The organism is Sphingomonas eleionomae, assembly GCF_049889035.1.
Classification (GTDB): Bacteria; Pseudomonadota; Alphaproteobacteria; order Sphingomonadales; family Sphingomonadaceae; genus Sphingomonas.
The window spans coordinates 105,140-117,536 of the sequence record NZ_JBLTWP010000001.1 but is presented as its reverse complement, the minus strand read 5'-3'; the positions used below and the strand labels follow the sequence as shown (position 1 = coordinate 117,536).

Genomic DNA, 12,397 nt, shown 5'->3' with positions numbered 1-12,397 from the left:
CAATCGTCACATGATAGCGCGCACAACCGCCTGGCGGACCAGTGCCGGCGCATTGCCCACCTGTCCGACAACCTCGACCTGATCCTTGCCCGTCGCCCGCGCGACCAGCAGGACGAACTCCTCACCCGCCGGATCGATGTTCAGCGATCCCAGTGCCGGTGCGCTGCGCAATGACTTGAGCGCGCTGCTGTAGCGATCCGGGCGCGGCGCCGGGGCACGCGCACTGCGCTCCGCCTTGACCAGCGCCTTGATGCCGCCTTCAGTCCGCTCCAGCAGATCGGCCAGGCCGCCCGCCGCAACGTCCATCCGCCGTGCCTGCGACAGCACCGCCGCAAACTCGGTCACGCGCGCCTTGTCATAGTCGCTTCCGAACACCAGCTTCACGACCGGCGTCATCGGGGCACGTGCCTGTTCCTTGATGCCGCTTTCGGCCAGCAACCTGGCATAGCGTTCCTGATCCGCCCCGGCCGCCAGCGCCACGTCATAGGCGCGGCCCAGCGCACGATAGAGGGCAGCACGGCTGCGCGTATCGGCGGCGCGGACCGCAGCGGCGCTCTCGCGGGCCAGCATCAGTCGCTCGCTCAGCGTGCCGGGCAAGGCGGGCGGTGGTGGCGCAGCCTCATCCACATCGGCCGCCTCTACCGCGATCGACGGCGACGCCACATCGCCGCTGGGGCCATCGGCCCAGACCGGCTCGGTCGGCGGCGGCGGCGGCGCTGCACGGCGCGCGGCCTCGATCTCGGCATTCAGGCGTGCCTGAGTGTCGCTGTCGACCATCTCCTTCCAGTTGATGACGCCGTAAATGTAATCAATCGAATCGCTACCCGAGGAAAAGGGCATCAGAATGCCGCGATACAGGGTGTTCAGCCCCCGATGGCTGACAAATTCCGCCTCGAACCCGATTGGCGCGCGATTGGCGATGATCTGCAGATAATGGTCGGTCAGCCGCGAGAGCAGCGACCGGCCGGGAACTTCGGCAATGCTGGCGATATCCCTGGAAACGCCGCATTCGGCGCTCAGGCGGTCGCCCAGGAACCGGATGGACGGATCGTCGATGCCGCTGGAAAAATCCAGAAGTACGCTGTGCGGCCCAAAATCGGCAAGGCTTTGCGGATCCAGGTCCTCGATCGACGGATAGGCCCGGCCGTTCAGCAGCGACACCCAGTAATTATAGGCGCGCACGTGCATGCGGCGCTCGTCCGTCCCGATTTGGGCGTTGGCGGCATGGGCAGCGTCCTCGACGCCGTCATGTTCCTCGATCCGGTCTTCGGTACCGCGAACGGTGTCCATGGAATCATCCTCAAGCACGGGCCTGTGAACCCTGATGACCCATGTGTGCGCCGGCTGTGGTAAACAGCGGGTAAAGGAAGCCGACAAAGGATCGTCGCTCAACCCTTCGTCAATGCTTGCCAGCCATGCGTCATCCTGTTAAGCGCCGCCGCATTGGCAGCGCATCAGCGCCACGCCGCCTTAGCTCAGTTGGTAGAGCATCGCATTCGTAATGCGGGGGTCACAGGTTCGAGTCCTGTAGGCGGCACCAGTACATAAAGAGAACAGCCTAGAAAACCGCAGAAATCTGCGATATATTGAGGGTGTTGGGTCTCATATTTTCTCGTTATGTTCCGCCAAGACCCATCGAAAGTGGACCACGAAACGGTGGACCACGTGTTTTCGAGAGGTCGTGGTCCACCATGCTTTCAGTCGTCGGCATCAAATCGCTCCGTCCGAAAGACCGGCCCTACAAAGTTGCCGATTCGGACGGTCTGTTTCTCCTGGTGCAGCCATCTGGAGCGCTGCTGTGGCGGTACCGGTACAAAATCCTCGGCCAGGAACGAAAGCTTTCGCTGGGAGCCTTCCCCAAGATCACGCTGGCTGAAGCTCGGAAAAAACGCGATGCCGTGAGGGCACAGCTTGAGGACGGGATCGATCCGGTTGAGCAAAAGCGTCAGCGCCGGCTCGCTGCCGAACAATCGGCTCAGACAACCTTTGCGCTGGTCGCCACCGAATATATCGCCAAGATGCGGGCGGAGGGAAAATCGCCCGCCACGTTGAAGAAGGCCGAATGGTTCCTCGAACTGCTTGAGCCCATCGCAAAACGACCGATTGCTGCGATCACCCCGCACGAGCTGCTCGACAATCTGAAACGGATTGAGCGCCGCGGTCATCATGAAACTGCCGGCAGGCTTCGGGCATTCGCTGGCCGGGTATTCCGCTATGCCTTTGCAACGCTTCGCACCGAAACCAATCCTGCGGATATCCTGCGCGGCGCCCTGATCACGCCGGTTGTGAAACATCATGCGGCAATTCTCGACCCTGTGCAGGTCGGGGCACTTATGCGAGCGATCGACGATTATAGCGGTCGGCCGGAAACCCAGTTTGCCCTGAAACTGGCGCCGCATGTCTTTCTACGACCGGGGGAACTGCGCCAGGCGAAATGGAGCGAAATCGATTTTGCCGAGAAGGTCTGGAAGGTGCCGGCAGAACGCATGAAGATGAAGCAGCCTCACACGGTGCCTTTGTCAAAACAGTCCCTGTTCCTTCTGCAACAGCTGAGGCTTCAGGCGCGCACCAGCGAGTTCCTGTTCCCCTCGCTTCACACGACGCACAGACCGATGTGCGAGAACACGTTGAACACCGCGCTTCGCCGGATGGGCTATGGTCCCGACGAAATGACCAGTCATGGGTTCCGGGCAATTGCCAGTACCCTTCTCAATGAATCCGGGCTCTGGCACCCGGATGCCATCGAACGGGCCTTGGCCCATGGTGAACCAAACAAGGTGCGAGCAGCATATCATCGCGGCACCCATTGGCAGGAGCGTGTCCGGATGGCGCAATGGTGGTCGGATTATCTCGACCAGCTGAAGATGGGCGGGAAGGTGATCAAGGCCCGGTTCAAGCGGCGAGCCTGAGACATCCGGCAATCCTTGCACCCCAAGGGCAATCGACTGGGACGGCTCTCTCTCGCTCAATCGTTACGGATGCAAGCCAGACCGTTTGATCGAGGAGTGCATGCCGCTCCTCCAGGCACCTAAATCAAGCCCGAGCGGTGCATGCCGCTGGCAACATCCCTGAAATGGAGAGTCGCGCCAGGCGTGAGAGCGGCGCGGCTTTCCGATGGCTGGGACTTTCGCAGGCGTCGGCTGGGCACGGCGTCTGCGAAAGCGTGCTAACCTGCATGCGTTTAAAGCACATTGAGCAGCTCGGTCACGCCATTGGGGTCGTGAAGTCCATTGATGAGCTGAGCGTTGTCCTCACCGAAGCAAGGCAAATCTTGGGGTTTCGCCATTTCGCGCTTTCGCTGAGCACCGGGCAATCCAAGGACAGCATGCGAGGCCTGTTGGTTCATGACTACCCGGCTGGATGGGCAGATCTGTATCTCAGCCTCGACCTTGGTCGCCACGATCCCGTTCGCCGCGCCGTCCTCCGGCGCATCAGCGCGTTTCGTTGGAGTGACCTATTTCGAAAGGAACCCCCAGCACGATCCGAACGGGCGATTATGGAACAGAGCAGTCGCTACGGCATTGCCGATGGATTGACAGTCCCCAGACATCTGCCGGGCCGTCTCAGTGGCTCCTGTAGCTTCGTTGTCGGCAGCGAGACGGCGCTTCATGCCGCGACCGCAGCTGCGGCCGAGTATCTTGGCGGACGCGCAATCGATGCTGGACGAAGATTGCTGGAAGCATCGCTGCCGACCGGTGGCACGCTTTTGACCCCGCGTCAGTGTGAATGCATCCTCTGGGCTGCCCGCGGCAAAACGGATTGGGAAATCGCCGTCATCCTTGGCATCAGCAAACAGACCGTCATCCAGCATCTTAAAGATGCCCGGCGTCGTTATGGTGTGCAGCGACGATCAAGCCTCGTCATGCACGCCCTGTTCGATGGGGCGATCGATTATGCCGACGTGGTCGCCTGGTATCGCCCCCGAGTGTGATTATGCGCCGCACGCTCCCTTTTTCTGGGGATATCATTAAGCTTGGCCGCAAGCCTTCAATGCTCCTGCACGTCACCTGTTCAGGAGCAAGGCCATGGCGAATGGCGCCGCCCAGCATTCAAGAATCAGTGAGCCCACCCCTGCCCTTCGCATGTTCGCAGCGAGAAAACGGGTCTTTGTTGATCTTCTGCGCTGGGACGTTCCCGTTTTCGAGGATCGTTATGAGCGCGATCAGTTTGATGACGGCTCGGCGCACTATCTGTCGCTCGACGATGGGCATGCGCATTGGGCATCAGCGCGCCTTCTTGATACACGCCGCCCGCATATCCTGGGGTCGCTCTTTCCGCTGCTTTGCACAGCAAGCGTTCCTTGCGGGCCGACCGTCCGGGAGATCACGCGCTTCTGCATTGATCCAACCCTCAATGCGGTCGATCGGCGAAAGGCGCGCAACGCCCTTGTGATGGGCCTTGTTCATCATGCGCTTGCCCATGGCATCACGGCCTATACGGGAGTCGCTGAAATTGGCTGGTTCCGCCAGATTGAACAGTTCGGCTGGACCTGCCGGGCGCTGGGATCGCCTCAGGCGCATCACGGGCGAACCCTGGTCGGGCTGATCATCAGGATCAATGGTTCGACGCCCTCGACCATGGGCCCGCTGGGCCCTGTCGACCCGAACGTCCTTCGCCTGCTGCACAGTTTCGGCGGCGAAGGTGACCGTGAGCGTCCTTTCTTCTCTTCCAGTTACGCCGCCCAGTTTGCGAGCGCATAGACCATGAGCCCGGCGTTTGTGCTGGAGCCGACCTATAATGCGCTGCGTCGGCGGTTGATCAACGGCGAATGGATGGGCGGCCATCGCCTCGAGGCGCAGAAGCTGGCCGAGGAGCTGGGGGTGAGCATGACCCCCGTTCGCGACAGCCTTCATCGCCTGGTCGGCGAACAACTGGTCGATGGGCTTTCAGGGCAAGGCTTCAAGGTGCCGATGCTCGACGAGCAGGCGCTCACTGAACTCTATTTCTGGCGCGCGACATTGCTCGCGATAGCCATCGAGCAACGGGTCACCACCAAGGACAATGCCAGCGCGGTGCCGGATTTTGTGGCCGAGACCAGCGAACTGGGGCCCCTGATCTTTGATGCTATTGCCATGCAAACCGGCAATCGCGAGCTGGCTGGCGCAGTGCAGAGTGCGTCGGCTCGGCTTGCCCGGTTCCGCTGGGCCGAAACCCAGGCGCTGAGCAACACCGGCTCAGAACTCGAGCGATTGAAATCAGCCTGGCGGCATGGGAGCCTATCCGCCCTCAAACAGGCCGTTGCAGACTATCACGACCGTCGGATCAGCGCAGTCTCGTCTATCGCAGAGATTGGCAACATGCCGCGGCAGCAGGAGCGCAAGCCCTGATCCTCCGGCTTCGGGCCGTCAGCCTGGCAACGCTTTGAGGGTCACCCCCTTCAGGCGGCTGCATCCGACACAGCATCAACCCATTGCATCACTGCCGATTCCCGCCAGCCGCAGCAGCGTTCAGCAATCTTGATCTGACGCGGGAAGCTGCCGTCATTGATCTTTCGGTAGAGCGTCGCGCGCGACAGGCCGGTTCTTTCAAGCACTGCAGGCAATCGCAGGATACGGTCCGGTGTTGCAGGGCTTTGCGTCATAATCTTCGCTCCTCAGATGCACTGAATAAGTACCAGCCAGCATGATTCAGGATGAGCAGCATTGGCGTCAATATGTTGATAATCCGCCATTTCTTGTCAGTTCATCGCCAATGTTCGCCATGAAACTCGAACGGCCTCTGCGTTGCGAAAAATAAAGTGGTGCGCTGACTGTCTGCGCCCCTCCACCTGATGAACGCTGATCGTCCCCGGCCAGCTGGAGGGTTGCCGCGGACGCGGTGCGAGCGATGCCTGCCAGACGGCGCTTGTCAGGACGGCCCGATCATTTCATTCTTTGTCGACCGGCGTTCTGGCAGCCGGGTCCCCTGGGACAAGCCAGCATCAAACACGCCGGTCCATGGCGGCCCGGCGGCCGGACCGGGCAAGGACCTGCCAACCGGGCAGTTCCAACGGCGGCACAGCACGAACCTCCTTGCGCGGTCGCTTCTGCGGCCTTGCATGCTGTGCGCGGAGCCTTCCTCATGCCCCGATCGTCCCGCCTCAAGGGACTTGCCGTTGCCGACGGTGCCCATGCCTCTCGATCATCCGCAACGGATCAGGGTCAATCGGCACAAGGCACGCTCGAAGCAGCCTATCGGCGGGAACGTCCGGCCCTGCTTCGCCACTTCCGGTACAAAGCCAGCGCTGATGAAGCCGAGGATTTGATGCAGGAGACGTTCGTTCGTGCCGCAGGCAGTCGCCAGACCGGAGCGCTGGCGAACCCGGCAGCGTTTTTGCGCCGTATCGCCCGCAACCTGTTGATCGACCGGCATCGTCGACGTGCCAGGCATCCTGAATGGAACGATGGCCCGGAAATCGAGATCGCTGTCAATGCCGATCAGGAACATCAGCTGGAAGCACAAGATCTGCTCCGGCTGTACGAATCGGCGATCAACAGCCTGTCCCCCAGGTCACGCGAGGTGTTTCTCCTCCACCGCGTGGAAGAGCTGAGCTATCGCGACATTCACGCTCGTCTCGGCATCAGTGTTGCGACCGTCGAATATCACATGATGAAAGCCCTTGCGCACATCGCCCGGTCCGTGGACGCCGCCCGGTGAGCGTTGCCGACGGTACCGCCGATCGCGAGGCGATCGAGGATGAGGCCATTGCCTGGTTCGTCGCCTGTCGCGGCGACCTCAGCGCCGAGCGTCAGGCGACGTTCGATGCCTGGTTTGCCCGATCACCCGAACATCGGCGCGCCTATGCGTGGGCCGCCCAGCATTACAATCATTCGGCACTTTTGAAACGCAAAGCGCCCGTCGCGGCGCGACCGGCACACCATCGTCGGGGCCGGGCAGCGCTGCTGGCAGCACCGGCCATGCTCCTGCTGCTGGTCAGCGGCTTCTGGCTGTGGCCACAGGGCAATGGGCCGGCAGAGCCGGTTACGGCGGCCTTTGCGGGCAACCGTCAGGGTATTCGATATGTCACCCTTGATGACGGAACCATCCTCATTCTGGCGCCGGATGCGAAGCTCTCTTCATCGAACCGATCCGGCAGGCGCCATGTCACTGTCACTTCGGGCCTTGCCCGGATTACGGTTCCCCGGCCCGGCGCACCAATGTCGATTGCGAATGGACCGACGACAGTGGAGCTGATGCCCGGATCGACGATCGATATCGATGCCCGGCCAAGGTCGATGAACTGGACGCTGCGTGCCGGTCAGGCAGCCGTCCGGATCGACAACGCGGCCAGCCAGTCGCTGATTGTCGGGGCAGAACATCGGCTCGAGGGGGGATCGAACCGCCTCGTCCGTACGATGAAGCCGACTGTCGATCGGATCGACTGGCCAACGGGTTGGGCTGAATATCGCAGCGTTTCGCTATCGGCCCTAATCGCGGATGCGAACAGACTGGGCGACAAGCCGATCGAGCTGGCACCCGGTGTAGCGGCCGGTCAACAGGTCACCGGGCGATTCCGGATTGCTCGCAGCAGGCCTTTTGCGAGGCGCCTCGCCCTGTCGCTTGGCCTGTCGATTAACGAGCGTTCTGATGCGCTTGTGCTGACGGCACAAAAATAAATTTCCTCATGCCCTAAGGGACCTCCGCCTTCCTGCGTCGAACGATGGAAAGGCCCGCCACAGGGGCGGCCTTCGAGGACGAAGCAAGGGGGATGACCACCATGATGATGCGAAGCCTGCAAGCCATGCTCGTTGGCGCGGCAGTGATTGCCGTGCCAGCGGCCGATGCGGTTGCGCAAGATGCGCAGCGAGGGGCTCTTGACCGGACCATAGCGATTGATCTGCCAGCCCAGCCGCTCAGCACTTCCCTGCGGGCGGTTGCGGCCCAGGCCGGTGTCGAAGTCTATGTATCGTCAGACCTTGTTGAGGGCCGAACAGCGCCTTCGCTCAAGGCAACGCTCACGCCCAGAGAGGCTGTCCGCCGTCTGCTCGCGGGGACACCGCTGATCGCAAGCTTCGACGACGATGCCATCATTGTCCGGCAAGCCGCTGCGGCGCGCGAAGACGAGACAATCACGGTGACGGGGACGAGGCTGCGCGGAACGCCGCCCGCAGCGCCCGTGACGGTTGTGAGCGAAACCGACATTCGAAATGCCGGTCAGGCGGATCTTGGCGAAGTTGCGCGCAGCCTGCCGCAGAATTTCGGCGGAGGTCAGAACCCCGGGATCGGGTCCGGCCAAGGCGGACCCAATGTCAATGTCAACGTCAACGGGGCGTCGACTTTCAACCTGCGCGGTATCGGACCGAATGCCACGCTGACCCTCCTGAATGGCAACCGGCTGAGCTATAGCGGTCCCAGCGCTGCAATTGATGTCAGTGCAATTCCCACCGCTGCCGTTGCGAGGGTCGAGATCATCGCCGATGGCGCTTCGGCGATTTACGGCGCCGATGCCGTGGCCGGCGTCGTGAACATCATCCTCAAGCGCGATTATGAAGGTCTGGAAGGCGCTGCGCGGATCGGCGCATCAACAGATGGCGGCAATGTGCAGGCCCAGGCCAACATGGTGGGCGGCACACGCTGGTCGACTGGCGGCCTTGTGGCGGCCTATGACTATTTCCAGAACTCTCCCATCCGCGCACGCGACCGAAGCTTTACCGCCGCCATCAACCCGGACAGCTTCATCTACCCTGATCTGGCACGGCACAGCGTGATCGTGAGCGCCAATCAGCGGCTGCTTCCCGGCGTCGGCGTTCGTGCAGACCTTTTGTTCAAAACAGGCGAGATGCAGATCGCCAACGGCTACCAGCCAGACCGGCCGGTCACGTTCGAGGGGGTCAATGGCGACCGCCGGTTTGAAACCTTCGGATTCATCCCCACCCTCGAGTTCGCGCTACCCGGCACCTGGACGGCCACGCTCACGGCTTCCTACGGGTATGATTATTCGAACTCTGTCACGCGCGTTTTTGCCAATGACCGGCTGACCAACACCAACAGCGGCATTTACGACAACCAGACCTATGCCGTTGAGCTCGATGCACAGGGCAGCTTGTTTTCGTTGCCGGCCGGTCCGGTCAAGCTTGCCGTTGGGGCCGGCTGGCGCCGCAACAGCCTGCTGGGACAGTTCAGCAACCAGACGATTGATCGCCGCCGCGACAACGGGTTTGGCTATGCCGAGCTGTTCATGCCGCTGGCAGAACCGGGTCAGGCGATCCCGCTTGTGCATCGCCTGTCGCTATCAGGTGCGGTCCGCGTGGAAGGCTATTCGGATTCGAGCACCATCGCGACGCCGAAGCTGGGTCTCATCTATGCCCCTGTCGAACCCTTGATCCTCAAGGTCTCCTTTGGCGAGTCCTACAAGGTCCCGACGCTTTACCAGCAATATTCAGGCTATGTGGCTGTGCTGCTGCCCGTGACGGGCTATGGAACGGCCTTTCCCGCAAACTCGACCTATCTCGTGGCGGCGGGTGCGAACCCGGATACCGAAGCTGAACGGTCGCGCAATCTCACATTGACGGCTGAAGTTCGGCCGATGAACGGCCTGTCGATCTCGGCGAGCTATTTCGACATTGTCTATCGCGACCGGGTCGCAGCACCGTTCATTTCAAGCGCCGGTGCGCTGACCAATCCGGTGTTCGAACAGTTTGTCACCTTCAACCCCGGCACGGCGGTACAATCGGCGTTGACGGCCGATGCCCTGCTTGGTCTGCAGAACGGAACCGGACGGCCTTACGATCCTGCCAATGTCATCGCCATTGTCGATATCCGCGATCGCAACATCGCGACGCAATGGTACAAGGGGGTCGATCTGTCGGCCCAATATGCAGCATCGCTGGGTAACGGCCGGATTTCGCTGACCGCTGCAGCGACCTGGCTCGACAGCGCCCAGCAGGTGCGTGAAGGGCTACCAGTCACACCGCTTTCGGGCCAATTGTTCAATCCGCCAATCTTCAAGGCCCGTGGCGGTGCGACCTTTGCCAATCGCCTCGTTTCAACATCGCTCTTCCTCAGCCGCACTGGCGCTGTGACGGATGCGCGGCGGGCTATTGCCGACCGGGTCGATGCGCTCACCACGCTCGATTTCACGGCAAGGATACAGCTCGATCCCAAGACCGAACTGTCATTCAATGCGCTGAACCTCCTCAATGCCAGGCCGGACCCGATCTTCATCGCATCGGGTGCCGACACCCCTTTCGATACGACCAACTACTCTGCTGTCGGCCGGTTTCTGGCGCTCGGGGTTCGCCGCTCATGGTAGCACGGGCCATGCTGATCGTGTCGATGGTGGCGATGCTGCTACCGGCGCCCATTGCGGTGGCAGCATCGCCGGTGCGATGGACGATCGCGGATATCGTCACAGCCCCCGTCGTCACCGACATGGCGCTTTCGCCAGACGGAGCGCTGCTCTTGGTCATTCGTCAGGCAAATATGGAGGCGAACCGGGTCGAAGACCGGCTGGTCCGCTACGATCCCGCTGACAACCGGCTGGTTCCGCTCTTTAGTGCCCCTGTCATTGAACAGGTGCGCCCGATGATCCGCGGCAGTGGCTGGAGCGCGCTCATCGACAGGGGCGATGGCGTCCAGCTTTACCGGATCAGGCCAACGGGGCACACCGAGCTCCTGGCCCGGAATGATCGACCAGTCTGGATGGGCGAAGCGGATGGGGCTGTCCGATCCTCACAATCGGGCGCGCCGCGGCGGGTCGGTGTCCTTTCCTATGCAATCTCTCCTGACGGTCGGTGGCTATGGACCAGCCAGCTACAGCCTGCACATGATCCGCCTTCCAGCGTTCGAAATGACGCCCTGGTCGACTTGCTGCTCGACCGGCGGTCCACCCGGCCAGCGAGAATTGCTTTTTATCTGGGCGAGCTAGGCGGCCCGGCGAGGCAGGTCGCTATCCGTCCCACGAACGACCGTGTCGCCCTTTATTTTGGCGGATCGGTCCGATGGGCAAAAGGCGAGCTGCGTTTTTCCAGTGAAACAGGGTCGGCCGATCAGGCCTTGTTTCAGGAAACGCGTGTCAGTCTTGCCGATGGCGCAGTGCTCGACGCCATCCCGGTCGCCAGCCCGCCATTTGCAACGGTTCCGAACGGGCCGTCAGGCGGGCGGCTCTCGGTCTCGGGAGAAGGAACGCTCCAGCGGCTCATCGAAGCTGCCAGCGCTGGCACCATCGATCATGGCGAGGTCGGTTTCAGGATCGCCGATCATCGCGGCGCGGGGCAATGGCAGAGCGAGGCTGGCCGTGTCGTGTTCGGCATCAGGATGCTGGATCGACCCCGCTATGGATTGGGCCTGCTGGACCCGGCCGGGGTCCGGACGATAACATCGCCCTACAGCCTTACGCGATGCGATCTGTCGCCCGATCTTCTGAAGGGCTATTGCATCGAGGAGGGCTTGGCGCTTGCCCCGCGGCTCGTCCGCGTTGACCTGGCTTCAGCTGCCATCGAACCCCTGGTGGAGCTCTCGGACCGTCACCGCGCAATCGTACCGCTTCGCGTCACCGCCGGATCATGGACCAGTGACCTTGGCTTTCGCGCAACCGGCTATCTGGTATGGCCGCGTCACCATCCTGCTCGCCGGCGGGCACCGCTGATCGTCGTCACGCATGGCAGCGATGCCGACGAGCGATTTGCAAGGGACGAGCTGCAATGGAACTATCCGGTGCAGGTCTGGGCGGAACGGGGGCACTTTGTGCTGCTGATCAACGACCCCTCCCCTTTCGAACATACCGCGCTGGCCAAGGCCTATGCCGCTTGGGGGACAGGCGACCGATCAGCGGATCCGGCAAGCTTGCGGCAGCATCTCTGGATCGATCCGGTATCCGCTATCGGCAATGCGATCGACAGCCTTGCCAGGGACGGTCTGATCGATCCGGACCGGGTTGGCATCGCTGGCTTCAGTCGCGGTGCTCAAATCGTCACGGTTGCCTTGTCGCAAACCGGACGGTTCAAGGCCGGATCGGCCGGGGACGGCGGCTATCTCGAGCCCATTGCCTATCCATGGCAGCAGAAAAGCTATGACAGCATTTATGGCGGAGCGCCCTTCGGGCAAGCCATGGACGCCTATCGCAGCCTTGCGCCCTCGCTTCGGGCCGACCTTTTTCGCGGCGTACTGCTGCAACAGGTTGCAAAACCTTCGATGAGCAGTGTTGCGCTGTACCAGGCCCTGAAGGCCGCGAACAAGACCAGTCGGATCAGCCTCTATCGCGGCAGCGACTGGCGTTCCGACGAGACGCACCTGTTCCATCTGCCCCGCAATCGTCTCTGCGCCATGACCGAAAACCTGGCATGGTTTGACGCTGCGTTCGCGCCTTCAATATCGGTTATGAAAGAGATGAACCAGCCTGCACAGGGCGGTTGCTGAGTGTCGACTTCGGGCGAGACGATGGCAGTGCGAGGCGGTTTTCGGCTGACGGACGGATGAG

General features: G+C 61.9%; 10 protein-coding genes and 1 tRNA gene. 9 read left to right on the top strand and 2 right to left on the bottom strand.

All coding sequences use genetic code 11. The features are described 5' to 3' along the window. Positions 1 to 6 precede the first annotated feature (6 nt). The gene (locus ACNI3Q_RS00540; protein ID WP_426273251.1) at positions 7 to 1,290 is read right to left on the bottom strand and encodes a PAS domain-containing protein; all 1,284 of its coding nucleotides are present in this window, start codon (positions 1,288 to 1,290) and stop codon (positions 7 to 9) included. A gap of 174 nt (positions 1,291 to 1,464) precedes the next feature. Here ACNI3Q_RS00540 and ACNI3Q_RS00535 point away from each other — a divergent pair. From ACNI3Q_RS00535 to ACNI3Q_RS00515, 5 genes are all read left to right on the top strand, one after another. Next, positions 1,465 to 1,540: transfer RNA gene (locus tag ACNI3Q_RS00535), tRNA-Thr, on the top strand. 151 nt (positions 1,541 to 1,691) lie between these two features. After that, positions 1,692 to 2,909, top strand: a complete 1,218-nt coding sequence (locus tag ACNI3Q_RS00530; protein WP_426273249.1) for a tyrosine-type recombinase/integrase — start codon at positions 1,692 to 1,694, stop codon at positions 2,907 to 2,909. A 266-nt stretch (positions 2,910 to 3,175) separates the two neighbouring features. Then, a complete protein-coding gene (locus tag ACNI3Q_RS00525) occupies positions 3,176 to 3,931 on the top strand; it encodes a helix-turn-helix transcriptional regulator (RefSeq protein ID WP_426273247.1) in 756 nt (251 codons plus the stop codon). 94 nt (positions 3,932 to 4,025) lie between these two features. Further along, complete coding sequence (locus ACNI3Q_RS00520; protein ID WP_426273245.1) at positions 4,026 to 4,700, top strand: acyl-homoserine-lactone synthase; 675 nt, start codon at positions 4,026 to 4,028, stop codon at positions 4,698 to 4,700. Between the two features lie 3 nt (positions 4,701 to 4,703). After that, entirely contained in the window at positions 4,704 to 5,327 is a 624-nt protein-coding gene (locus ACNI3Q_RS00515) for a GntR family transcriptional regulator (RefSeq protein ID WP_426273243.1), read from the top strand. 50 nt (positions 5,328 to 5,377) lie between these two features. Here the strand turns inward: ACNI3Q_RS00515 and ACNI3Q_RS00510 are convergent, their stop codons facing one another. Further along, complete coding sequence (locus ACNI3Q_RS00510) at positions 5,378 to 5,581, bottom strand: helix-turn-helix transcriptional regulator (RefSeq protein WP_426273241.1); 204 nt, start codon at positions 5,579 to 5,581, stop codon at positions 5,378 to 5,380. Positions 5,582 to 5,826: 245 nt separating this feature from the next. Here ACNI3Q_RS00510 and ACNI3Q_RS00505 point away from each other — a divergent pair, with 245 nt between their 5' ends. The 4 genes from ACNI3Q_RS00505 (at position 5,827) to ACNI3Q_RS00490 (ending at position 12,336) form a co-directional block, all read left to right on the top strand. Next, entirely contained in the window at positions 5,827 to 6,636 is an 810-nt protein-coding gene (locus tag ACNI3Q_RS00505) for an RNA polymerase sigma factor (protein ID WP_426273239.1), read from the top strand. After that, positions 6,633 to 7,595, top strand: a complete 963-nt coding sequence (locus ACNI3Q_RS00500; RefSeq protein WP_426273237.1) for a FecR family protein — start codon at positions 6,633 to 6,635, stop codon at positions 7,593 to 7,595. Before ACNI3Q_RS00505 ends, ACNI3Q_RS00500 begins: the two co-directional genes overlap by 4 nt. Positions 7,596 to 7,687: 92 nt before the next feature. After that, a complete protein-coding gene (locus ACNI3Q_RS00495) occupies positions 7,688 to 10,231 on the top strand; it encodes a TonB-dependent receptor domain-containing protein (protein WP_426273235.1) in 2,544 nt (847 codons plus the stop codon). A gap of 8 nt (positions 10,232 to 10,239) precedes the next feature. Then, positions 10,240 to 12,336 (top strand): prolyl oligopeptidase family serine peptidase, encoded by a 2,097-nt coding sequence (locus ACNI3Q_RS00490; RefSeq protein ID WP_426273233.1) that lies wholly within the window; start codon positions 10,240 to 10,242, stop codon positions 12,334 to 12,336. Positions 12,337 to 12,397 lie beyond the last annotated feature (61 nt).